Genomic DNA, 24,766 nt, shown 5'->3' with positions numbered 1-24,766 from the left:
CTTGTGGCGTTTTTAATGCCGTTAGTTTAATTGAATCTTTAAAATTTTGAAAGTTTATCCATCAGCCAATTAGCTCATGTATAGACCACCATTTACATGCATTACCGTACCAGTAATGTAATTTGCTTTGTCCGATGCCAAAAAGCTCACCGCATTGGCAATATCTTGTGGATCACCTAAACGGTTCAAGGCCACTTGATCGCTCATTTTTTTACGGATGTCTTCGCTTAATTGCTCAGTCATTTCTGTTGCAATAAAACCAGGCGCCACCGAGTTTACAGTGATTTGACGGCTGCCCATTTCTTTTGCAAGGCTACGGCTAAATGCTTCAATACCAGCTTTCGCTGCTGAATAGTTGGCCTGACCTGGGTTGGCAAAATGCGCAACCACAGAACTAATATTAATAATTCGTCCAAAACGCGCTTTGGTCATACCTTTTAAAACGCGTTTCGACAAACGGTAAACTGCTTTTAAATGAATATTTAAAATGTCATCCCAGTCATCTTCTGACATACGAAGTAACAAATTATCTTTGGTAATCCCAGCATTGTTCACCAAAACCAACACAGGGCCATAGTTTTGTTCAATATCAGTGACAAGCGCATCAATGGCAGCACCATCACGAACATCGAGCACTTTACCTGCACCGTGTTCACCGAAGCTTGCAGCAAGTTTTTCTGCACCTGACTCAGATGTCGCAGTACCCACAACAAAATAACCGTCTTGAATAAGTTGCTGAGCGATGGCAGCACCAATCCCTCGACTTGCACCTGTCACGAGTGCAATTTTGCCTTCCTGTGTCATACAATTTTTCCTTCAGCCACTAAAATGGCATTGAGTGCATCTTCCATACGTGATTTGCTATCAAGTGGAAAAGCTTTTTCGATATTTGGTAAACGTTTCGCCAAGTTTGCCAAGACATTACCTGGACCACACTCAGAAACATATTGGATCCCTTGATCCTGAATAAACTGCATTGTTTTGGTCCATTGTACAGACTCATATAACTGAGCGGTAAGTGCTTGGCGGACTTGTGCTACATCTGTAGCAATTTCCGCGCCCACATTTTGTATTACAGGTATGCTAGGCAGCTCAATGGCAGTTTGTTCCAAAGCTTGTGCAAACTGTTCTGCAGCAGGCTTCATCAATGAACAATGCGATGGAACAGAAACTGGGAGTGCAATCGCTTTGCCGCTGTTTTCTTTGGCTAAAACCATGACTGCTTCAACTGCTGCTTTTTCACCAGCAATCACCACTTGACCTTGAGCATTGTAGTTAGCTGCTTCAACTGAACCTTCAGCTTGACTCGAAACTTGTTGGCATAAAGCAACAACTTGCGCATCATCTAAACCTAAGATGGCTGCCATTGCGCCTTTACCTTGAGGTACAGCACTTTGCATTAACTTGCCACGCAAGTTTACCAGCTTGACTGCATCGCCTAAGCTTAGGCTTCCTGCTGCAACCAACGCACTGTATTCACCAAGTGAGTGTCCCGCCAAATACTTTGGTGCAACACCACCAAGTTCTAACCATATACGCCACAAAGCAATGCTGGCAGTTAACAATACAGGTTGGGTAAATTCAGTTTGGTCTAAACCTTCACCAGATTGTGCAATGTGCCACAAATCGAATCCAACCGCTTTAGAGGCTTCTGCAAATGTTGCTTCAACACTGGCAAATTGTTCTGCCAATTCAGCCAACATGCCAACCTTTTGTGAACCCTGACCGGGAAATACAAAAGCTGTTTTTGTTGCCTGAGCGACTTGATCAAGTTGTTTCGCAGACATAAAAAAGTCCTTTCTTGTCTTTGCTCTCGTTTATGGAGCGAAAATTTAACACTTAATTTAGGTCGATGTAATTGCCAAATACAACAAAAACAGCAGCGATAAAAATTCGACAACAAAAAAAGGGAGCTTTACGCTCCCCTTTTTTCGACTAAGCTTTAAGCTTAATGCTTCGACAATTATTCAGCAGATGCTTTAGCGAATAATTGACGACCACGGTAGATACCATCTTTAGATACATGGTGACGACGGTGAGTCTCGCCAGTAGCTTGGTCTACAGTTAATGCATTCTCGGTTAAAGCGTCATGTGAACGGCGCATGTCACGGCGAGAGCGACTTTTACGGTTTTGCTGAACGGCCATGATGGCTCCTTACAAATCGAAAAATATGGATCAGAACAAATTCAGTTGTCTTATACGGAAGAGTATAACACAAAAATTAGTTAAGTTTACCCTTCAAACTTGCCAAAACATCAAACGGATTATCCCGCTTTTCTTCAACAAGTTCTTCAATGGCAGGTTGGTGCTTATGTTCACAAGCGTCATGCTTGGGAGACAAAGGCATCAACAATAACAATTCATCTTCTATCAGAGACAGTAAATCAGCCGTCGCAGGCGCATCATAGCTACCTTTCGTCGTTGCTTCACTTTCACCTAAGACGATGAAATCAGCATCCTCATCCAAGCGCTCTATCAGTGACTCATCATCCACTAGAGCTAGATGAAAATCTGAAACCAGTTCAATGTTAACCACGTCTAAACAACGCTGGCATTCCATTGGGACTTGTGTTTCAACGTGACCATCTAGCCATACAATACGATGATACGCATCCATTGATAGCTTACAGTCTATGTTAATCAATTGATCATCAATTGATCCAACAGCTTCACGGGCTATACGAGCAAAGCGAGACAATGGCAGTGTTCCTGACCATGTAAAGCCTTGTTCGGCCCATTTAAACGGCTCAATCTGTGCCGGAAAGGTATTTGCTGACATAATTAAGGCGGCAATTCTACAAATTCATCAGTACTCTGTCAAAGATTAAGATACAATTTTGTACTTATTTAGACAGACCATTTGGGTAACTTAAGTCATGCATCTGTTGCAGCCGCAAACAGAAGTGAGTAATTCATCACTTGTGAGCACAATTTCAACTGTCGATTCTGACATTTCAAACCGCCAAGTGCAACTCTCGACGTGGGAGAATTTGTGTACAGAAGCAGAACAAGTTGATTGGCTCATCTTACACTTTAATCATTGGTTTTCCCACCTGAATGTCAACTTGGTTAAAGGTGACTTTGAACCTGAATATTTTCCCTCAATAGACAGCACTCCTGCTCGTATCCAATTTGCCCATGGTTTTTTTAATAGTGCCTTACATGAAATCAGCCATTGGAGCATTGCAGGAGATAAACGCCGTCTACTCCCCGACTTAGGCTACTGGTATGCACCCGATGGTCGTACGGCTGAGCAACAAGCTTTATTTGAACAGGTTGAAATTAAACCGCAAGCCATTGAATGGTTATTTGCCACAGCTTTTGGTCGGAAGTTCCGTGTTTCCTTAGACAATCTGACTGGTGAAGGTGGTGACGGAAAACGGTTTAAAGACCATGTTTTCGCTCAAGTTCAGGCTTATTTTTCAGGACAAGCCCAATTACCGCGCGATGCGAAACACTTCATTCACTGTATTTGCTTATGTACCCGTGCTGGCAAAACATTACAGAGCAATGAATTTCAAAGAGAAATGCTCGACTAAATTTAGCACAATTCACATTTTGGTTATTGAACATCACCAAGATAAAGCGCGATAATGTTGAAAAAATCATCAGGAGATAAAAACGATGCTTCACTTAAGAGTCCATCCTGATAACCCTCAAGCACGCTCAATCAGCCAAGCAGTAGAACGGATTCGCGCAGGCGATGTGGTGGTGTATCCGACCGATGCCGCTTATGCTATTGGCTGCCAGATTGGGAATAAAAATGCCATGGAGCGGATTGCTCAAATTCGCGGCCTTGGGGCCAAACATCAATATGCCATCATTTGTGCAGATCTTTCCGATATTGCTACTTACGCCAAAGTGGACAATGCCATGTATCGTTTACTGAAAAACAACACACCAGCCGTGACCACGTTCATTTTGCCTGCAACCAGTGAAGTGCCTAAACGCTTGATGCATCCTAAGAAAAAAACCATTGGTTTACGTATTCCAAGTAATCCAGTGTGCCAAATGTTACTCAAAGAGTTAGGCGAGCCGCTACTAACCAGCACCTTAATCCTGCCGAATCAGGAAGAACCACTGGATGACCCCTATGACATTGAAATGCAACTATCAAAACGAATTGATGTGTTTATCGACAGCGGGCTGGGCACCTTGAGCACCACCAGTATTGTCGACTTATCAGGTGATCACCCTGAAGTGATTCGCCGTGGGCTTGGCGATGTCAGCGCATTTGAGTGATGCGCTGCATTTATTCGCTAGGGAAACTGAATCTCACATTTTCAAGAGATCAACATAACCCTGTTTATAGTTTTGCTCAATCTGGATCAATTTTCCGAGCAACATAGTTTATATGTGCAGCGTCCTTGGACGCTTGAGTCCGAGACCTTGGTGCAACGCCATAGCTCAATCAACTGCAATATACAGAAAGACAATCTGTACAGCTATTTCCTGACGATCTCGACCATCCAACAATACTTTAAATATCTTGAACCTAAAAATCTCTGCCTACAAGACAGCTGTCAGCGCATCATTGAATTTGCGCTACAAGCACCTGAGTAAATCTTTTCTTTGGCGTCAACTGACATTAACTTGAGCTCAGCTACTCTCTTCCCTCTTTCAAACCATTTATAAAATTAAAGCGTTGTCCATCACTACTCTAATCTCAATAAATCTGTATCACCCATCTACCTATCTGTAGCAAATTGATTATTTTGCAAACTACAGGACTATGCCCTAAGTGTGCCAAGTTCTCTCAAACCCACCCCATATCTGCAAATTTAGCTACGACATCAGTGGATAAAAGGCATCACACAAATAAATACTCTCTATTTATTTACAGCTTTTTTTGTTATTTGGTCGGTGAAATCATGTATTCACACCGCAATTTGTTTTACACTAAGCCCTATTAAAATTATGTATTTTTAAATCACCTCTACTTTTTCTCCTAAGTACTGATTCGAAAAAACATAATCATGCCTTTGAAAATTCGCGTGGCCAATAACTGTAATGAATCAATCCGTCCATAATGCCATGGAAGATCTTCCACAAATCCGTGTTATGGATGAGTGGCATGACTCCATCCCCGAGGATTTATATATTCCTCCCGCTGCATTTGAAATTCTTTTAGAGCATTTTGAAGGACCACTCGACTTTCTGATTTACCTGATTCAAAAAAATGGCTTTGACTTATTACAGTTAGATATTGCCCCGATTGCAGCGCAATACCTGTCTTATATGGATGCCATGAAGTCGCTGAACATTGAGCTGACAGCAGACTATATGGTGATGGCCGCGCTATTGGCTGATTTAAAGTCACGTTTGCTATTGCCAAAAGCACCCAATGCAATCCAAATTGAAAAAGACCCAAAACAAGAGCTGATTGACCGTTTAGAAACTTATCTACGGATTAAACAAGCGGCTGAACGCTTGGGGCAAATGCCTATATTAGAGCGAGACACATTCTCAACCAATGTCAGCTTAGGCCAAACTCTGGATAATAATGATGGTCATGATGTGCAACAGCTGCGTGATGCATTGTTCTGCGTGTTTAACAGACCTGAGCCGATCACCCATCAAATTACACAAGAACCGGTTTTACTTGAAGAGCGCATGGCTTTTATTGAAAGCAAAATCGCTTCAGGTGAAGTTTTAGTTTTTGAATCTTTGCTGCGTCCCATTCAAGGACGTATGGGCATGGTCGTGACGTTTATGGCCATTTTAGAGTTAACTCGTCAGCAACGTATTCAAATTGTGAGTTCAGGTGTTGAAGCACCGCTTTCGATACAAGGAGTCAAAAAATAATGTTAGAACAAACCGCTCCTGTAACGAACGAAGATAACTTGCATGAAGTACTGATGCAGTTAGAAGCGATTATTTTTACCAGTGATGCGCCTGTTTCACTTGCACGATTGAAAGAATCGTTCCAAAATCAATATAGCAAACAAGATTTACGCCAGTTTTTACAACAACTTGCCATGCTACAACATGGTCGTTCGATTGAACTGATTGAAACTGCTCAAGGTTTTCGTTTTCAAGTTCGAGCAAAATACCGTCAAATCGTTGCACAAACGTGGCCAGAGCGACCAACTCGCCTTTCGCCATCGCTACTCGAAATGTTGGCCGTGGTTGCTTATCATCAACCCGTCACTCGAGCAGATATAGAACAAATTCGAGGAGTCTCAAATAACAGTCAACTCTTACGCACGTTATTTGATTGGAACTGGATTAAAGAATCTGGTTTTCGTGAACTCCCAGGAAGACCTGCGTTGTTAGTTACGACGCCCCAATTTTTAAATGCATTTGGTCTAAATTCTTTAGGTCAGTTGCCTCCCCTGCAGGATGCCAAGGAAGCTTTTATGGCGCTCGATGTGAATGCACCGAAGTCGTAAATAGGTGAACTGTTGATGATAATTTCTAAGGTTATGCTGTCATGAGTGAAAAGTTGCAAAAGGTACTTGCACGAGTTGGTTTGGGTTCTCGCCGTTATATGGAAGAAGTCATTGCCGCTGGTCGTGTGAGTGTCAACGGCCAAGTTGCCCAAGTAGGCGAACGTATTGAACCAGGTGATGAGCTTCGCATCGATGGTCGTAAAGTATCGTTCCAAATTGAAGATGAAATTCGTCGTCGTGTTCTGATTTACTATAAACCAGAGGGCGAAATTTGTTCACGCAATGACCCTGAGTCACGTCCAACAGTATTTGATCAATTACCTGCAATCGCGAATGATCGCTGGGTGATGGTGGGTCGTCTGGATATTAACTCAACAGGTCTACTGTTGTTCACGAATGATGGCGAACTCGCGAATCGCTTGATGCACCCATCAAATGAAGTTGAACGTGAGTATGCTGTACGTGTTATGGGTGAAGTGACTCCGCAAATTAAGAACAACATGCTCAAAGGTGTGGTGTTAGATGATGGCCCAGCGAAGTTTGAGTCCTTCTCTGAAATTGGCGGTGAAGGGATTAACCGCTGGTATCAAGTGGTGGTAAAAGAAGGTCGTAACCGCGAAGTACGTCGTATTTTTGAATCGCAAGGTTTAAAAGTCAGCCGTCTACTCCGTACACGTTATGGCACGGTTATTTTACCACGCGAACTACGTACGGGTCGTTGGATGGAATTGGACAAAAACGACATCGATAACTTAACCAAAGCGGTTGAGCTAAAACCACGTCAAGGCACAGGTTTGTACGGCATGGCAAAACGTCGTACTGAACGTATGCAAGAAAAACCAATGGCTGCACGTCGTGGTGGCTTCTTACGTCAGCAGCGCCGTGACAATGAAGATGAAGGCCAACAACAAGCGAAGCCTGCCTTCAACCGTGATCGCCGTGAAAATCCAAATGGTCACAGCCAGCGCCGTCAAGACAATACGCAAGCTGCTTATGGTCAACGTGAACTACGTCAAAACTCAGGCTATGCACAGCGCGACAGTCGTCCAGACAACTTTGGCAACAAAGGCACCTATGGTCAGCGTGATACACGTGACGAAAATGCACCTCGTAAACCTTTTGGAAATAAAAGCTTTAAGAAATTTTAATTTCTAAAGTCAAAATTTGAGCCACTTTCGAGTGGCTCTTTTTATATGTGTTTACGGTGCAATAAGATCACTTTGTGTTCCGAAGTGCGAAGAAGATGTAAACCCTCATAAAAACGCCCAATTTATTGAGCGTTTCATTATCCCACTCCCTCTTCACTACACTCCCTGCGGGATAGCACTAAGCAAGCGCTTGGTATATTCGTGCTGCGGTGACTGGTACACCTCATCTGAATTGGCTATTTCCACCAAATCACCATGATTCATCACCATGATTTGATCTGAAATATATTTCACTACAGACAAGTCATGTGAAATAAAGATATAACTCAGTCCAAATTCATCCTGTAAGTCTTGCAGCAAATTCAGTACTTGGGCTTGTACCGAAACATCCAATGCTGATACCGACTCATCACAAATCAGAATTTCAGGTTTTAAAGTTAGGCAACGCGCGATTGCAATACGCTGACGTTGCCCACCAGAAAACTCATGCGGATAACGATAAAATGCCTGTACAGGTAAACTCACGCGCTCCAACAGATCCAACGCCATTTGTTTGCGTTCAATATCATCCGCCCCGATCCCATGTACCTGCATTGGTTCCATCAAAATCTGCCCAACAGTAAAGCGTGGATTCAGTGATGCATAGGGATTTTGGAAAATAATTTGAATCTTGCGTTGATACTGAGCAAACTCTTTTTCTGTCATCGACAGCAAATCGCGTCCTTGAAACAAAGCTTTACCACCTGTTGCCTCCTGTAACCGCATGAGTAACAACCCAATCGTGGTTTTCCCCGAACCAGACTCCCCCACTAAGCCTAAAGTCTTGCCTTTTGCTAACTGAAAAGTAACACCTTTGACCGCTTGAAATTCATCCTTACCGAACAATCCTTTACGACTATAAAATGACTTTTTAAGATCACGTACATCTAAAATAATCTCTTCTTGGCCAGTTAAACCGCGAGATCTTTGTTGAAGTGACTCGACATCGATAGTATGCATCTCAATATAGTCATCACCCTTTTGCTGCATGAAATCACTGATCATCGGCAAACGCAGGGGACGTTTGGACAGTTGTGGACGGCAGTGTAACAACGCTTTGGTATAGACATCTTGAGGGCGTTCAAGCACATCTTTAACCCTACCTTGTTCACGAATTTGACCATGCCGCATTACGATTACCTGATCGGCAATTTCCCCGACCAAAGCCAAATCATGGGTAATAAACAGCATCGACATTTGATGCTTCTTCCGCAAAGACTCCAACAAATTTAAAATTTGCTTTTGAATAGTGACATCCAACGCTGTCGTCGGTTCATCGGCAATCAATAGTTTTGGCTTACACGCAATTGCCATAGCAATCATGACGCGCTGCTGCTGACCACCCGACAACTGCCCCGGATAAGCATCAATCTTGGTTTCAGGAGATGGAATCCCAACTTCTATCAAGAGTTCCAAAGCACGTGCACGCGCCTGCTTACGACTCATACCCAAATGTAACTGCAAAATTTCTGCAATTTGTGAACCTACCGTAAACACAGGGTTTAAGGATGACATCGGTTCCTGAAAAATCATGGCAATATCTTTACCACACTTTTTCCGCATTTCACGGCGTGGTAAATCGAGTAGGTTTTTCCCCTCAAACAAAATTTTACTGTCCGAAGCAATTTGACTGCTTTCAGTAGGTAACAGCCCCATGGTGGCTAGCGATGTGACCGACTTCCCACTCCCTGACTCCCCAACCAAGGCCACAGTGGTATTCACTGGAATACTAAAACTGATGCCTTTGACCGTTTCAATGTACTGCTTTTCTTCATTTTTAAAACTAATACGCAAGTTTTCCACCTGAAGTAAGGCTGGCGCTGTCATATGATTAAGTTCAGACATTCTCATGCTCCTATTTCAGTTTTGGGTCTAATGCATCACGCAGTGCATCGGTAAACATTGAAAATGCAGTGACCAGAACAGCCATCGCTACCGAAGCAGCCGCTAACTGCCACCACTTACCTAAAATCAACTCACTTTGCGCCTCATTCAGCATACTGCCCCATGACACCACACCGACAGGGACACCAAAACCTAAGAAGCTCAAAATCACCTCTGATTTAATAAAGGCCACCACTAAAATTGACATTTGAACCAGTGCGATATGACTGACATTGGGAAATATATGCACAAAGATACGCCGGCCATGACTCACCCCAATTGCTTTTGCCGCCAGCACATATTCCCGCGAAGTATGCTTCATATATTCGGCACGAATTAAACGATATACACCCGTCCACCCCGTTAAACCCAAAATCAAAACAATCGATAAAATACCTTTTTGTTGCAGTACAGCAGCAATCGCTAGCACCAAAAGCAAATAAGGAATTGAGGTAAAAATGTTATAAAACCAGTTCAAGACATCATCGACCCAGCCACCAAAGTAGCCCGAAATGGCACCTAAAACCGTGCCAATCACCACGGCAAGAAAAGCTGCGACCAAGCCAACAATAATTGATGTTTCTGCACCTTTAATAGTTTTCAGTAAAACACTTTGTCCCCATTTGTCGGCACCTAAAATCAGGCTTTGCTTGAGTTCCGCTTGTTGATCTAGTAAATGCCCATCCAGCGCTTGGTCAATCGCTCTCATATCTTCGGCTAAAGGATCAACAACCCCATAGTAATCAATAGCACCACCTACACCCTGTTCAGCAGCAATTTCTGCGTTGAGCTCACGAATCACATCGTTTAAAGGATCAACAGGGTTCTCAGGCACAGCCGCTTCAACTTTTCTTGTTTCACTTTGCGTAGCAGGTATCGCTGTTGCACCGATAAACGTAGGCGGTGCATAACTCACAGCGACTTCTTTATTCCAGTTTTTTGCAATCAATCCTGTAGATGACAAAATTAACAGCACAAAATAAAACAGTACGATTAGGAGAGAAAACATGGCGATTCGATCGCGTTTTAAGCGGCGTATGGCGAGTTGCCATAGTCCTGTAGACGCTGTTGTAGGTTCAGCAGTATCTGGTTTTCTTTTAGTGAGAACACTGAGCATAATTCACCTACTTCAACTGTACGCGTGGATCGACCCATTTATAAATCAAATCGGCAATCAAGTTGAAAAACATCGTTGCGAGAGCAACGTACACAGTAATGGCTTTAATCACAGGAAAATCACTACGCTCTACCGCAATAATTACTTCACGACCAATGCCCGGAATGCCAAAGAAACGCTCAATCAAAAATGCACCAATCAGCAAAGCAGGTAAACTTGCCATCACGTCTGTAATAATCGGGATTGAGGCATTACGTAGCACATGCACGCCTAAAATGCGCCGTTCACCCATCCCTTTGGCACGTGCAGTACGAACATAGTCTTGATTGACTTCATCCAAAACAAAACTACGATACAACCGTAAAGTCGGGGCAATACTGACCACCAACATGATCAGAATAGGCAATAAAGCATATTTAAACAGGTTCTCACTAAAGCTATCGCTCCAGCCTTGTACTGGAAACCAGCTCAGCTGATAGGCAAAGACATACTGAAAAACAATGATATACACCAAGATACTGATCGACATGCCAATCGTACACAGCATCATCACCATACGATCTGTTAAACTGCCACGCACCGCTGCCACCGCCAAAGCCAAAATAATAGAAATAATGGTTTGTAAGATCGTCAGTGGAATGAGCAAAGTCAGTGAAGGCCCAAGTCGTGTCATGATGATTTGCGATACTGACTCTCCTGTACTCCAACTCAGCCCGTAATCAAATGTCAAAATCTGCTTAATAAAAATCCACAGTTGCACATAATAGGGCTGATCGACCCCAAGCTGCTGTCGGATATTTTCAATCTGTTCAGGGTTCGACATTTTCCCTGCCAAAATATAGGCAGGATCACCACCGACCCAGTTAAACAAGAAGAAAATTAGCAAAACCACCCCAAGCATGGTCGGGATCATTTGCCAAATTCGACGAATAATATATGCCAGCATAAAAATGCCCCTTATTTCACCCGTTGACCGGTAATTTCATCGAAAAAGGCTTTGTTATCAGGTTCACGACCCAAAAAGTCTTTGACCAATGCTTTGGCAGGTTTTTGAGCACCTTGGGACAAAATGGTTTGACGATAGTGCTGCCCCACTTCAGGGTTATTTAAGTTATCACCAAAGGCTGAAAGCATGTCCAACGCCATCACTTCTGACCACATATAGCCGTAATAACCGACTTGATAACCACCCATGATGTGACCAAACTGCCCCGGAAACTCGGTGGTTGGAACATAGCCCAAGGCCGTTGCCCCTTCCATTTTTTCCCAAACCTTTAAGGGCTGAACCTCTTGTGCATCACTACCATGTAGCGCCATGTCATACTGTGCATACAACGTCTGACGTGCATAATGTAAACCACGCCCATAGCTATGCACGGCATTGAGTTTAGTAATCAACGCATCATCCACGCGTGGGCAGTCAGGTTTACAGTAGTCTGCCACCTTTGACAAAGTCTCTTTGCGTCGCGCCCATTCTTCATACATTTGTGACGGTGCTTCGACAAAGTCCCGCTCAACTGAAGTTCCTGACTGAGATGAAAAACGTGTGTTAGATAAAATGCCATGCAGCGCATGACCAAACTCATGTACAAAGGTTTCAAGTTCATCGCTATTTAAACCATTGCGGTTAAAGTTAGTCACCAGTGCTGAAATCGGTTTACGCCCAGTTAAGCTACTGCCGCCATACACACCCCACACAGCAGCATGTCCATATTTACCTTTACGTGGAAATTTATCCATATATAAGCCGCCGAGCAGTTGCCCAGTTTTGGCATCGGTCACATCATAATATTCCACTTCATCTTGCCAAACCTCGACTTTTGCAGGCTTAAACTTGATGCCATACAGGTTTTCAGAAATGGAAAATAGCCAGTCTTGAGAGGCTTGCGTTGGAAAATACTGACGTAGTTGCTCTTGATCGACCTGATACTTGGCTTTGCGTAATTTTTCACTCCAATATGCTTCGCTCCAACGCTCAATACTGGCTTGCTCAACAGGGATATTTAAACTTTGTGCTTTAAACTCACGTAGAGTTTGGACTTCCTTTTTCTCTAGGGGTGCTACGGTAGCATGTACCTCTGCCAAGAATTTATTCACGGTTTCAGGCGTTTTCGCCATCCGGCTTTGCAGTACCCATTCGGCATAACTAGACTTGCCAAACAGTTGTGCTAACTCATAACGTAGGTCCATCGCTTGCTTCAGCAGCGCTAAATTTTTCTCGCCACCACGTCGGGTAAATGCAATTTGATAACGCTTACGTGCGTCATCGTTATCTGCCAACTCCATAAACGGACGATAATCTGGATACTCAAACCCGAGTAAATAATTACCCTTTTCATTTTTCTTTAAGCCATCGATATAACTTTGTGGCAGGCCTTTTAGCTCATCTGGGCTAAATTCGAGTTTTTCAGGATTATCACGTACATTACGTGCATACTCTTGTTCAATTTTTGCCAATTCATCAAAAATCGCTTTTAAGCGTGCTTGTTTATCTACTGAAAGCTGTATCCCTGTTTTTTCAAAACCTTCCAAAATATCTTCACGGAACTTGGCTTCAATTGGATCAGCAATTTTAATTTTTTTAATTTGTTGATATAGCTTTGGATTTTGATAAACATCAGTTTGGAATTGGCTAATTTTAATTTCACAGTCTTCAGCCGCTTTACGCAGTGCCTCATCAGGATCAACATTGCTATACAGACCAATCGGGCCGTAAAAATCTTCAAATGATGCAAAAATACGATCCCATTCAGCCAATACAGGTGCTGCTGCCGTTTCGTTTTTAAGGGGCTTATTTTCAAACGTTTTAAGTTGCTTTTTCACATCCGCAATTTTGGCATTACACAGTGCAGGGATGTCTTTGGCTTGAAAGCTGGGTAATGTTTGGCGCGGTGCTGTTTCCGCCAAAGCCATCTGACTCATCCCTAGGCCCAACATGCACAATGCAGTGAATTTAAAATGTTGCTTTTTCATCATGACTCCAGTTTTGTTTAATTTCTATTTCTTCAAATCAATATCGATATACATCCACTCTGCTGGCAGTATGGGATGCTTTTTAAAACCAATTACACGCGGTTGTGCCAAGATATTTCGATAACGCGCACCAATCACCTGCACAGGCATATACACCTCTAGCAGACGCGACATTTTGGCGTAGATTGCATCGCGCTCTGGGCTTGGTGTCATCTTTTGGGCTTGTTCATATAGGCGGTCATATTCAGGAATTTTGACGCAGCCATTGTTGGTAATCTTGATGTTTTTGCCATAAAACAGCTGCATAAAGTTATCTGCATCTGGGTAGTCTGCAATCCATGCTGATGCTTTAAACATGGTTTTACATTGTTTTTCTAATTTCAAAGCTTCAGCAAAAGGCATCGACTTGGTGGTCATTTTGATTTTAATGCTGTCCAAGGTTTTCTTCCAAAACTCGGCCTGTTGTTGACTGCGTAAATTATTGCCCGAAAGCGTCATCTCAATCACCAAAGGTTTCCCATTCGGCTGAGTACGCCAACCATCCGCAGCGACTTTATAGTGATAACGATCTAACAATAAATTTGCCGCTTTGACTGAGTAAGGAATACTGCTTCGATAATTGGGATCATAGCCCACCACACCACTTGGAATCGGTGCTTGCAGTTTTTGCGAATCGCCTTTTTGTAAAATATTGATGTAGTTATCGGCTGAAAACGCCATCGCCATGGCACGGCGCAGAACAATTTTATCTTTACTCAAACCACCAACTACTGGGTTTTGCATGTTCCAATAATGATAGTCAATAGAGGGATCGGTGATCCGTGACAGCTGTACACCTTTCTTGATCAATTCCGGTTTTAGTTTTCCATCTTGCAAGGCTTGAACCGTCAACTCACCATCCAAAGCAAATAGATCGACTTCATCTTTAATAAAGGACAACCAGCGTGATTGTCCTTCTTCCATGACCTGAATATCAATCACCCCAATTTGTGGCATCTTTTTGCCTTGCATGGCTTTAACGATCTTTTGGTCCTCAGGCGTACTGGCTTTAAAGTTCCAAACAAAACTTCGGAAATCAGGATTGGCCTTTAAAATGATCCGCGAACCCGGTGTCCAACGACTGAGCATATACGGCCCAGTTCCTATTGGATGCCCCATCACAAAACCCGCTTTGTCACGATATTTTTCGATGACTTCCCGTGCAACTGCACCTGCAGGCTGATGCGCAAGCAGCATTGGAAAGTTCTGATCTGGGCTGGTCAGGCGAATAACCAAGGTATAACGGTCTGGTGTTTGTAAACCAGCGACAGATTGGTCGTAATTGAATTTTCCCGTTTTCTGCGCTTGTTTCAGCAAAGCCTCCATCCCTAAGATTCGCCCATCAAGCAGCCAACTGTTGGGTGAATGCAAACTCGGATCCAGTAAACGCTTAAAGGTATACACATAATCAGCCGAGGTCAGCTCACGCTTTTTACCTTTAAACACTGGGTCTGCAGCAAAATAAATCCCCTTTTGCAAACGAATGGTATAGGTCAATCCATCCGCGCTCACCTCGGGTAAAGCCACAGCTGTTCGTGGTACCAATTTCGCAGGTGAGGCCAAATAATCATAGGTAAACAACGTTTCAAAAATCGAACCGTTAACATGGGCGGAGTACAAGTCATGCACGCCCGCAGGGTCAAAGCCTGTTTCAGCCACAGGAAAAACATAACGTAAAACTTTTTTCGGGTCGGCAGTACTTTGCGCAAAACTGGAAACTGAACTACTCAGCAGAATGCTGCCTGCCAAAATTCCCAAACCCCATCGTTTCAATTTCTGATTTAGATCTCTCATTGTGTTCTACATCTCAATTATTTTTTATAGGCTGAATATCAAGATATTGCCAATTGGTATTCATCATCGGATGTGCTTTAAAACCCTGAACTTGTGGATGTAACAACCAATTTCGAATGCGACTGTTATGAATAATCCATGGATTATCGGCTTCAATTTGACGACTGAGTTTTTCATAAAACGGCAAACGCTGAGGCGGTGGTAAAGCCATCGCTTGTGTATAAAGTGCATCATAGGCTTTGGACTGGTAGCAACTGAGATTACCCTGTGCCGAATTGGGCCCATACAGCAGTTGGGCAAAGTTTTCCCCTTCAGGATAATCGGCAATCCAAGCCCCGCCCCAAATCATATATTTACATTGCATCGCTGCTTTTAAATTGTCAGCAAAGTTACTCACCACAAAGTCGGCACGCAGACCAATCGCATCTAAATTTTTCTTCCATAGTTCAGACTGAATCACGGAACTGGAACTGTTTTCAGTCATAAACTTGAGCGTTAAAGGCTGACCATTCGGTAGTCGACGGTAACCATCTACTCCCTTTTTATAACCGAAACGATCCAGTAATTTATTCGCCAAGAGTGGGTTATAGGCCACACTACTGCGATAATTCGGATTAAAGCCTTGTACCCCCTCAGGCACCAACATCTCCGACTTCACTGCCTGCCCTTTATACAGTTGTTTAATGGCTTCTGCTTGGTTATAAGCCAGACTAATCGCACGTCTTAATGCAACTTTTTCAAGCCCAAAACCACCCACTGTAGGGTCTTGCATATTAAACATGGTATAGGTGATTTCAGCGTCTTTATTGGGAAAATGTTGAATACCCTGCTTGACCAGTTCAGGTTTGAGTTGCTTGCCATTTAAAGCCTGTGGTACCGCATTGGAAGTCAGTTTGTCAAAGTCGAGTTGTCCCGATTTGAACGCGAGCCAGCGAGACTGTTCTTCTTCAATAATACTGACGCTGACTTTGCCGATTTGCGGCATTTTTTTGCCTTGCATCTCCTTGACCAGACGATTGTCCCAACTTGAACCTGTAGATTTAAAGTTCCATGTAAAACCACGATATTTCGGGTTGGCCACCAGTTCAATACGACTCCGCGGTACATATTTGCTCAGTTGATAAGGCCCTGTCCCCACGGGATGCTGCGCGATTCGATCCCCATAAAACTCCACCACTTCCCGCGCTGTTCCGCTAAATGTGGCATAAGCCAAGATATACGGGAAATTATAGTCAGGACGGGTTAATGTGATTTGTAGTGTGTATTTATCGAGGGCTTTTAAACCCGGAATCGCGGCATCGTAATTAAACTGACCTGTTTTCTTGGCCTGAGCAACAGCAGCACCGCCACCGACAATTTTGCCTTCAATAAATGAATAGGTCGGTGAGCGGTTTTTCGGGTCCATAATCCGCATCATGGAATAAATATAATCCTGCGCCACCAACTCTCGCGGCTTGCCTTTGAAGGCTGCATCATCGCTAAAATAAATCTTGGGCTGAATTTTAAAGATATAGACTTTGCCCTCTTGTTCTATTTTTGGCATCGACACTGCTGTGTTTGGAACCAATTGAGCGGGACGCGCCAAATAATCGTATTTTAAAAGTGGTTCAAAAATGGCTTGGGCAATACTCCCACTATAGAAATTATAAGTTTTAACCGTATCAAAACCATCATCAGGCGCTTCATAAGCGATATTTAATACTTTGTTTGGATCTGCAGGCGACTTTGCATAGGCAGAAAAGCCAAAACCCATCGCAAGGGATAAAGCAGCAAGCTTCAGTTTTTTTGAATTCAAGTTCATACCTATACACATCTTTTTTTTAAGCAAGGTGATCTCATCCCATCCATGTTCAATGTCAGTGTTTTATTTTTCAGACAACACTGACAAAAACTTAAAACATAAACCCATGTTTTATAAATTAAATTTTAATTATCAAAATTTAAAAAACGGTCATGAGCAAATATTCACCTCAGCAACAAAGCGAATATCATGCCACGCCTATTTTTTTATCATTCTAATTTAACATTTTGTAAGAAAAATATATGGATATTAATTAGTTATAAATGAGAGTCTCAACTCACATCGAAACATTTTGCCAATTAGTAGCTATTTTAAAACGTTCAGTTTAAATAAACTATTGCACAGATTTAATACACCAATGATTCAAATTCGAACATCACAAGAACTACAAAAAACTAAATAAAATATCTCAAGCATTTATTTATTAAAGATAAATATTAATATTTCAGTATAATTACAAATAATATTTTGTATTAAACATTCAAAAAATCACGACTCATTTTTGATCACTTATTATATGAATAATCATTCCATGATTATTTTTTAATCGATTTATAAGTAATTTTTTGTCATTTTAATTTTTTAATTTCTAGAAAAATGAAAAAAAGTTACATAAATTTATACAAATAATAAAATAAAACAATATTTTCCAATAACTTAATTCACAGTCTTTTGACTGTCCCTGAAAGTTGGCATTTGCCTTGCACTCCCTCAGCACAGCAATACCGCTAAATATAGAAAAAGAAGGGTTGAATTTACGATGCAAAAAAACAAACTTATTCGATCTATGGGGACTCCAACCATCAGCAAATCAATACTTAAACTAAGTACCCTGACTTTAAGTATGATGTGTTTGTCTTTAGCTCATGCAGAAGAAACCGAAAGCTCAGTCTCAGCAGAACCAACTAAAAAAGTTGCTAAAGTGACTGTCACTGGCTCCTCTATCAAAGGAGTTGCAGCTCAAAGCTCTTCACCCATTACCGTCATTAAAGTTGAAGAGCTTGCGCAACAAGGCGTCACAACTGCCGAAGAAGCTTTAACCAAAATCAGTGCCAACCAAGCGGGTTACACAACCGCGCAAAACGTGGGGGCAAGTAATACCTCTGGTTCAACAGCTAACTTACGTGGCCTAGGTTCAGATAAAACCTTAGTATTATTAAACGGTCGCCGTTTGGCTTATAGCCCTTTTAGTACCTCTGAAACTAACCTCAATACAATTCCTCTAGCAATGGTTGAACGAATTGAAGTCCTTCGAGATGGTGCATCCGCGGTATATGGTGCGGATGCCATTGCTGGGGTGATTAACTTCATCACAAAAAAACAATATGAAGGTTTCGGTATCAGCAGCGGTGTACTTAAACCCGAAGAAAAAGGGGGGGAAGAATACGATGTCTCTATCTTTGGTGGCTATGGCGACTTAGACGAACAAGGTTTTAACGTATATGGCGCAATCAGCTACCAAAAGTCTAAAGAAATTATGGCCAAAGACCGTAAAGTTAGCCGTCGTGGTGGGCTTTTACCTGAATTAGGGATCGATGCTGGCTCTGCGAATGGTTTTCCTGCTAACTTCTATGACCCAACCAGTGGTGTATTAGCCAATCCTTACGGTAATACCAACTGTAATAACACTCCTAATGTCGTTGCGGAAGATGGTCTGTGTTTTTTAAACACTCAAGCCTTGATTGGTATTCAACCAGAAACAGAAGACTTATCTGCCCTAGGGCGTGCAACGTTCAAACTCAGTGACCAATTCAACGCCATTGCTGAATATGTATATGCAAAAAATGAAGTCACTACCTCAATCGCACCCGATGTCTATAGCCGATCTGTGACACTTCCCAAAGGAAGCCAATACTATCCAGGTGAAGGTATCACTCCTGCTGTTCCCGGTTTAAGTGGTGATCCTTTACAACTCTACCTACGCTCACAAGCAGGTAACCGTGTTTCTAAGGCAACCAATGAATCACATCGTATTTTTGCAGGGATTGAAGGTGAAGCATATGGCTGGAACATCGACAGCGGCGTAACCTATGCAAAAGGTAAAGCAAAGGACAGTTTCGTTAGTGGCTATTTAAATCGTAGTCAACTACAAGAAGGACTAGATAACGGTACCATTAACCCCTTTGGTCCTTCAGTGGATTCAAGTGTTTGGAGTTCATTAGAAGTCAGCGGTACGACCAATGATGCGACCTTAGACTCCACCACTTTTGACTTTACGATCAGCCGTCCAATTTTCACACTTCCTGCGGGTGATGTGGGCTTTGCCTTCGGTGGTAGCTTTACCACACAAGACTGGGAAGCAAAGGTAAACTCAGATCTTGTTCGACTTGTCCCAGGTAGTGGCATTGACCCTGACAAACCTATCAGTAAGGGTGACCGCGACATTACAGCCGTTTTCTCAGAGCTACAAATTCCTATTACCTCAACTTTAGAAGCACAACTTGCAGCACGTTATGATGACTACAGTGACTTTGGCGACACCTTCAACCCGAAAGTGGGTTTACGCTGGGAGCCTTTAAAACAATTAATGTTCCGAAGTACTTACAGTACAGGTTTCCGTGCACCAAGCTTATATGAAATTAATGCGCCGCAAAGCCAAACTTACACCGGGGCAAAATACGATGACCCTGTGCTCTGTCCAGGTGGCGTAGCAACTTCACCGCAATATCAAACAGAATGTAATACCCAGTTTAAGCGTATGCAAGGCGGTAACTCTGAGCTTCAGCCCGAAGAATCAACCACATTTACAGCAGGCTTTGTTTTTGAGCCTCTTAAGAACCTGGTCTTAGCAGTCGATTACTACAATATTGAAATTGAGAATCTTATTGGCTTAACGGGTGAAACTTCCATTTTCGAAGATCCAACCAAATATGCAGATCGCTTTGTGCGAGATGCAGACGGCCGTATCCAATACATCAATACCACTTTAATGAATACAGGCGGCATCAAAACTGAAGGGATCGACATTAGCTTAGACTACCTGACTCCTATGACATCAACAGGTCGGTTTGGCTTTGGAATTAATGGAACCTATGTCATCAAAAATGACTACCAAGAAGAAAAAGATGGAGACTGGGAGGGCTTAGTGGGCGTTTATGATGACCCTGCTGTACTGCGCTGGAAACATACCGCAAACATCAATTGGAGCTATGAAGACTGGAAATTGGTCTTTGAACAGCAATTTTTCCGAGGCTATCACGACCAAAATGCAACAGGTGAAGAAGGCTTTGATAACCACAAAGTTCCAGACTATACCCTCTACAACATTGCAGGCACCTATAAAGGTTTTAAAAATTTAACCCTAACGGGTGGTATCAAAAACCTATTTGATGAAGAACCTGCAGCATCAAATGTTCTAGATAACTTCCAATACGGCTATGACCCACGTTACAGCGACCCAACAGGACGTACTTTCTATGTAAGAGGTACATATACGTTCTAAGCGGATCTGAAGCCACAGATTGAAATATTCAATCTGTGGTGATGTTTATACATGCTCAACTTTAACCAGATATATATGGATTTTCCCAAGTGCAATCCAATGCTTTTAAAAAGTACATTTGGCTTAAATTTTAGGAGTAATTATGGGCACTACATTTGAAGATTTAGAAAAAAACTCCGCCAAAAAACTCACAGGTATTGGCATTGTGATTTTCTTACATGTTCTTGTTGGCTTGGTGCTAATGGCGGGCTTGACAAAAGATATTGTCAAACCCTCAACCGAACCTGTGGAATTGGTCATTCTGCAAGATGTCAAGCCACCTGAGCCTGAACCACCTAAAGAAGTTCCACCAGAGCCACCAAAAATGGTGGAAAAAGTAGCGCAGCAACCTGACCCCAAACCTGTAGAAAAAGTAGTCCCAGTGCAAAAAACAGTTGCTACACCCGTCACTAAACCGACGATAAGCACGCCGACGCCAGTTGCATCATCGCCTTCTCCAAGCCCATCTCCAACCCCAACACCGACTGCCGCTGCTCCATCACCTGCACCCAAACCCACAGGTGTTACACGTGGAGTATCGGAAGGTGAAGCTGGATGTAAAGCACCAAGCTATCCACGCGAAGCAGAGATGAGTGGCATTTCTGGCACTGTACTGATTTCGGTCTTTGTCGATACCAATGGTAAAGCCCAAGAAGTCAAAGTAAAGCGTTCTACAGGTGACCGTACTTTAGACCGTGCTGCAACGAAAGCGTATAGCTTGTGCACATTTAAACCTGCAATGAAAGATGGCGTAGCTCAAAGCGCTTGGTTCGACATCCCATACGAATTTGTTCTCGAATAATTGAAAAAGATCAGCCGACATTAGGAGTTACACAATGCAAAAATTAAAAAACTTTACCGCAGCAAGCCTACTTGGAATGAGCACATTACTTCCTCTACAAGCTGTTTTTGCAGAGGAAACCGCTGCGCCCACTACAGCACTAACTACACCAGCCACCACGACTGAAAAAACAGCAACACCTGTTCCCCCACCCTTAGCTGAAAAAGCACCTACTGTTTCAGAAAAAGTACATAACCCTTATGGCTTAGAAGCAATGTGGAAAGAAGGTGATCTGGTGTCTAAAGTGACACTGTTTATTTTGGTGATTATGTCGATTGGGACATGGTACATCATCATCACCAAGTGCTTACAGCAAGGCAAAATTCGCAAACAAGGCCAACATGCCGATAAAAACTTTTGGGAAGCAACCTCTCTCGATACTGCAACTGAAGGTTTAGATGATGCCAGTGTGTATCGCTTTATTGCTGAAAAAGGCATTAAATCCACAAAAAATCATGGTGGAACATTATTAGAGCGTATCGACTTTAATACTTGGGTCACTATCTCGATTCAACGCGCTATCGACAAAATTCACAGTCATTTAAGTGGTGGGCTGGCTTTTCTAGCAACTGTAGGTTCAACCGCACCTTTCGTGGGTTTATTCGGTACGGTTTGGGGCATTTATCATGCGTTAACGGCAATTGGAGTATCGGGTCAAGCATCTATTGATAAAGTCGCAGGCCCTGTGGGTGAAGCCTTAATTATGACTGCAATTGGTTTAGCCGTGGCTGTTCCAGCAGTGCTTGGTTACAACTGGTTAACCCGCCGGAATAAAGCCGTGATGGAAGAAGTCCGTACCTTTGGTTCAGACCTGCATGCGGTGTTGTTAAGTGGTGAAATCAGCACCAACAATCCTGTTAACCGTGACATGAAATAAGAACATGAGGAATCAGCCATGGGAATGACGGTAAATTCAAATGACAGTGATGATGATGTAATCGGAACCATTAATACCACACCATTGGTTGATATTATGTTGGTTTTGCTAATTATTTTCCTCATTACAGTGCCTGTTGCAGTTCATACCATACCAGTCAATTTGCCTGAAGAAAGGAATGTGCCTTATGAAACAAAACCTGAAAATATTCAACTCGCAGTCAATAAAAATGGCGATATTTTCTGGAATGAAAGTTTCATTGCCGACAAAGCCACTTTACTGGCACGACTACAAACAGAGGCACAAAAGAGACCTCAGCCCGATGTTCACATTCGTGGTGACCAACTTACGCCATACGATGCGATTGACCAAGTCATTAGCACCACGCAGCAAGCGGGGATTGGCAAAATTGCCTTTGTCACCACACCGCCCTCTTCACCTTAATCAAAGAAGGATTCAGCTATGGGTATGAATGTTGGTTCCAACCAAGATGATGAAGATGTGATGCTTGATGTCAACATGACGCCTTTGATTGATGTCATGTTGGTATTACTGATTATGTTCATTATCACGATTCCATTGCCAAACAACGCCATTAATATCAACCTTCCGAATGGCACACCACCACCAGTTCAGGAAAAACCACCTGAAATCGTGGAACTACGCTTAGATGCTCAAGGCAAAATGTTTTGGAATGAACAAGCTGTGGAGTCCAAACAAGCGCTCGAAGCCTTATTTCAAACCGTTGCTCAAAAAGCAGATCAAGACCAAATTAAACTCAAAGCTGACCGCGCAACGGAATATAAATACATTGCGATGGTCATGGCCGCAGCCCAACGCCTTGATGTAAAAAAAATTGGAGTCGTGAGTAATCAATAAATAAAACCGTCAAAAAAACCGCTGACAACTTTTGCTGTTAGCGGTTTTTTTCTTTTTTAATGACTCTACGAATTACTTCAATACGGGGATGTCGATCCACAATGCTTGCGGAAAATGTGTCGCCAAATAAGCTTTTAAATAGCTCGCAGTATCTTTAGAAATGAGTTCATCTTGTGACTCATCATTTAAGTTATAGGCTAAAGCGTAAAGCTCTAAACCACGGCTTTTCAGTGCTTCTAAACTTAAAATGGTATGGTTAATACTGCCCAAACGCCCCGAACTCACCAAAATGACAGGCAATTGCTTGGTTGCAATATAGTCAATGCTAAGCAAATCTGTGGTTAAAGGCACCATCAAACCACCCGCACCTTCTAACAACACCACCTCATATTTTTCAGCCAGCTGCTGAGTAGCACGCTCGATTTTTGCAAAATCAATCTCACGACCATCAATTTTAGTCGCTAAATGTGGCGATGCAGGATAACTAAAAATTTCAGGCATGGTCAGCTTACTGTCATCTTCAGGAAACCAGCCCATACCCATAATTTTACGGTGCTGTTCAATGTCTTCAGAAACATCAACATTGCCCGTTTGCACTAGCTTTTGGGTAATGGTTTTTTGGCCTTGTTCATTCCAAAGTTTGGCTAAGTAGCCCGTGGTATAGGTTTTCCCAATGCCTGTATCGATTCCACTGATAAAGTAAACTGATCCAGTCATGGCATTCTCCGTGCAATACAATAAATAGGGTGATAACTCAGGCGATAATGAATCTGACCTGATGTATCGAGTTGTGAGAATTGTTGATAATCTTGATAAAAGCGTTCAAGCGAGTGCTTGGTCCAACGAAAGCTCGATGCAGTTGCCGTGACACCTGTGGCTTTTAAATGTTGCAGTACCTGTTTCGGTGTCACAAAGTCTAAGTACTCAATCTGTTCAGACAAATGCAGAACTTCAAAACCTTGGTTTTGCAATTTTTCCCGTAGTTGATCGAGGTTGACATAATCTAAACCTTGCCCCGTTAAGGTCTTAATCTCTTGTAAATTCCGCTCACCAAAAGTAGAAAAACAAAATAGACCTTGTGGAAGCAGACTGTCATTCGCTTTCTGCAAAACAGCATCAAGATCCGTCATCCACTGCAGCGCAGAGGTTGATACGATCAGTTCTAAATGAGCTGGAAAAACAAGCTGTTCAATATCACCTAATAACCAGTCTATATTCAAATAACCCTGAAAGTGCTGCTGCACCTCGGCATATAAGTCATTCAGTAAATAGTGCTGAATTTGGAAATTCTTCAGCAATAAATGGCTTAAATTACCTGAACCACAACCAATTTCAAACACCCGCTCAAATTGCGTTTTAACGGCATAACATTGGATTAAATCAAAAAGCTGGCGTGCAATTTGCTTTTGCACAACCGCATGCTCACTGTAGCTTTGCCCTGCCTGAGCAAAGCGCAATGCGACTTGGGATTTATCAATCTCTGAATTTTTCACGACTCAC

Annotated in this window: 23 protein-coding genes; 11 read left to right on the top strand and 12 right to left on the bottom strand. The window is 42.6% G+C overall.

Annotation, left to right across the window (positions count from 1 at the left end):
- Positions 1-69 precede the first annotated feature (69 nt).
- The 4 genes from fabG to ACG9ZB_RS00670 all read right to left on the bottom strand — a co-directional run bounded on the left by fabG (position 70) and on the right by ACG9ZB_RS00670 (position 2,780).
- A complete protein-coding gene (gene fabG, locus ACG9ZB_RS00685; protein ID WP_419323460.1) occupies positions 70-804 on the bottom strand; it encodes a 3-oxoacyl-ACP reductase FabG in 735 nt (244 codons plus the stop codon).
- A complete protein-coding gene (fabD, locus tag ACG9ZB_RS00680) occupies positions 801-1,787 on the bottom strand; it encodes an ACP S-malonyltransferase (protein WP_419323458.1) in 987 nt (328 codons plus the stop codon). Before fabD ends, fabG begins: the two co-directional genes overlap by 4 nt.
- Before the next feature lie 176 nt (positions 1,788-1,963).
- On the bottom strand, positions 1,964-2,146 hold the full coding sequence (rpmF, locus tag ACG9ZB_RS00675) for a 50S ribosomal protein L32 (protein ID WP_004279227.1): 183 nt from the start codon (positions 2,144-2,146) through the stop codon (positions 1,964-1,966).
- Positions 2,147-2,222: 76 nt separating this feature from the next.
- Positions 2,223-2,780, bottom strand: coding sequence for a YceD family protein (locus tag ACG9ZB_RS00670; protein WP_279669738.1), 558 nt, complete (start codon positions 2,778-2,780; stop codon positions 2,223-2,225).
- A gap of 97 nt (positions 2,781-2,877) precedes the next feature.
- On the opposite strand from ACG9ZB_RS00670, the gene ACG9ZB_RS00665 reads away from it, so the two are divergent.
- From ACG9ZB_RS00665 to rluB, 6 genes are all read left to right on the top strand, one after another.
- Positions 2,878-3,540, top strand: coding sequence for an elongation factor P hydroxylase (locus ACG9ZB_RS00665; RefSeq protein WP_160362259.1), 663 nt, complete (start codon positions 2,878-2,880; stop codon positions 3,538-3,540).
- A gap of 85 nt (positions 3,541-3,625) precedes the next feature.
- Positions 3,626-4,243, top strand: coding sequence for an L-threonylcarbamoyladenylate synthase (locus ACG9ZB_RS00660; RefSeq protein ID WP_004695345.1), 618 nt, complete (start codon positions 3,626-3,628; stop codon positions 4,241-4,243).
- 114 nt (positions 4,244-4,357) lie between these two features.
- Entirely contained in the window at positions 4,358-4,564 is a 207-nt protein-coding gene (locus tag ACG9ZB_RS00655; protein WP_419323455.1) for a hypothetical protein, read from the top strand.
- A gap of 447 nt (positions 4,565-5,011) precedes the next feature.
- Positions 5,012-5,806 (top strand): segregation and condensation protein A, encoded by a 795-nt coding sequence (locus ACG9ZB_RS00650; RefSeq protein ID WP_419323453.1) that lies wholly within the window; start codon positions 5,012-5,014, stop codon positions 5,804-5,806.
- Entirely contained in the window at positions 5,806-6,393 is a 588-nt protein-coding gene (gene scpB / locus ACG9ZB_RS00645) for an SMC-Scp complex subunit ScpB (protein ID WP_419323451.1), read from the top strand. Before ACG9ZB_RS00650 ends, scpB begins: the two co-directional genes overlap by 1 nt.
- Positions 6,394-6,434: 41 nt before the next feature.
- Positions 6,435-7,541: a 23S rRNA pseudouridine(2605) synthase RluB gene (rluB, locus tag ACG9ZB_RS00640; protein ID WP_081313262.1), complete on the top strand. Its 1,107-nt coding sequence runs from the start codon at positions 6,435-6,437 to the stop codon at positions 7,539-7,541.
- Positions 7,542-7,697: 156 nt separating this feature from the next.
- Here rluB and ACG9ZB_RS00635 read toward each other — a convergent pair whose 3' ends face one another.
- The 6 genes from ACG9ZB_RS00635 to ACG9ZB_RS00610 are packed head-to-tail and all read right to left on the bottom strand — an operon-like array spanning position 7,698 to position 17,194.
- Positions 7,698-9,425, bottom strand: coding sequence for an ABC transporter ATP-binding protein (locus ACG9ZB_RS00635; RefSeq protein WP_058870160.1), 1,728 nt, complete (start codon positions 9,423-9,425; stop codon positions 7,698-7,700).
- Between the two features lie 10 nt (positions 9,426-9,435).
- Positions 9,436-10,581, bottom strand: coding sequence for an ABC transporter permease (locus ACG9ZB_RS00630; RefSeq protein ID WP_419323449.1), 1,146 nt, complete (start codon positions 10,579-10,581; stop codon positions 9,436-9,438).
- Between the two features lie 7 nt (positions 10,582-10,588).
- Positions 10,589-11,527 (bottom strand): ABC transporter permease, encoded by a 939-nt coding sequence (locus tag ACG9ZB_RS00625; RefSeq protein WP_205667666.1) that lies wholly within the window; start codon positions 11,525-11,527, stop codon positions 10,589-10,591.
- A gap of 11 nt (positions 11,528-11,538) precedes the next feature.
- Positions 11,539-13,554 carry a M3 family metallopeptidase gene (locus ACG9ZB_RS00620; protein WP_419323447.1) on the bottom strand — a complete coding sequence of 672 codons (2,016 nt, stop codon included), beginning with the start codon at positions 13,552-13,554 and terminating at the stop codon, positions 11,539-11,541.
- A gap of 24 nt (positions 13,555-13,578) precedes the next feature.
- Positions 13,579-15,387 (bottom strand): ABC transporter substrate-binding protein, encoded by a 1,809-nt coding sequence (locus ACG9ZB_RS00615; protein ID WP_419323445.1) that lies wholly within the window; start codon positions 15,385-15,387, stop codon positions 13,579-13,581.
- Between the two features lie 13 nt (positions 15,388-15,400).
- Entirely contained in the window at positions 15,401-17,194 is a 1,794-nt protein-coding gene (locus ACG9ZB_RS00610) for an ABC transporter substrate-binding protein (protein ID WP_419323793.1), read from the bottom strand.
- Positions 17,195-17,948: 754 nt separating this feature from the next.
- On the opposite strand from ACG9ZB_RS00610, the gene ACG9ZB_RS00605 reads away from it, so the two are divergent.
- The 5 genes from ACG9ZB_RS00605 (at position 17,949) to ACG9ZB_RS00585 (ending at position 23,266) form a co-directional block, all read left to right on the top strand.
- The gene (locus ACG9ZB_RS00605; protein ID WP_419323444.1) at positions 17,949-20,630 is read left to right on the top strand and encodes a TonB-dependent receptor; all 2,682 of its coding nucleotides are present in this window, start codon (positions 17,949-17,951) and stop codon (positions 20,628-20,630) included.
- A 142-nt stretch (positions 20,631-20,772) separates the two neighbouring features.
- The gene (locus ACG9ZB_RS00600; protein ID WP_279702234.1) at positions 20,773-21,471 is read left to right on the top strand and encodes an energy transducer TonB; all 699 of its coding nucleotides are present in this window, start codon (positions 20,773-20,775) and stop codon (positions 21,469-21,471) included.
- Between the two features lie 19 nt (positions 21,472-21,490).
- Complete coding sequence (locus tag ACG9ZB_RS00595; RefSeq protein WP_419323791.1) at positions 21,491-22,387, top strand: MotA/TolQ/ExbB proton channel family protein; 897 nt, start codon at positions 21,491-21,493, stop codon at positions 22,385-22,387.
- 18 nt (positions 22,388-22,405) lie between these two features.
- A complete protein-coding gene (locus ACG9ZB_RS00590; RefSeq protein WP_419323442.1) occupies positions 22,406-22,831 on the top strand; it encodes an ExbD/TolR family protein in 426 nt (141 codons plus the stop codon).
- A gap of 18 nt (positions 22,832-22,849) precedes the next feature.
- Positions 22,850-23,266: an ExbD/TolR family protein gene (locus ACG9ZB_RS00585; RefSeq protein ID WP_004695313.1), complete on the top strand. Its 417-nt coding sequence runs from the start codon at positions 22,850-22,852 to the stop codon at positions 23,264-23,266.
- A 72-nt stretch (positions 23,267-23,338) separates the two neighbouring features.
- Here ACG9ZB_RS00585 and bioD read toward each other — a convergent pair whose 3' ends face one another.
- Together bioD and bioC are read right to left on the bottom strand one after the other, a co-directional pair.
- Entirely contained in the window at positions 23,339-23,983 is a 645-nt protein-coding gene (bioD, locus tag ACG9ZB_RS00580) for a dethiobiotin synthase (protein WP_184118457.1), read from the bottom strand.
- Entirely contained in the window at positions 23,980-24,759 is a 780-nt protein-coding gene (gene bioC / locus ACG9ZB_RS00575) for a malonyl-ACP O-methyltransferase BioC (RefSeq protein WP_419323441.1), read from the bottom strand. The genes bioD and bioC overlap by 4 nt, the downstream gene beginning before the upstream one ends.
- Between the last annotated feature and the right edge of the window lie 7 nt (positions 24,760-24,766).

Source organism: Acinetobacter johnsonii (assembly GCF_048551975.1).
Taxonomy (GTDB): Bacteria; Pseudomonadota; Gammaproteobacteria; order Pseudomonadales; family Moraxellaceae; genus Acinetobacter; species Acinetobacter johnsonii_A.
Note: the sequence above shows the minus strand (reverse complement) of the source record. Positions and strands in the feature narration are given on the sequence as shown.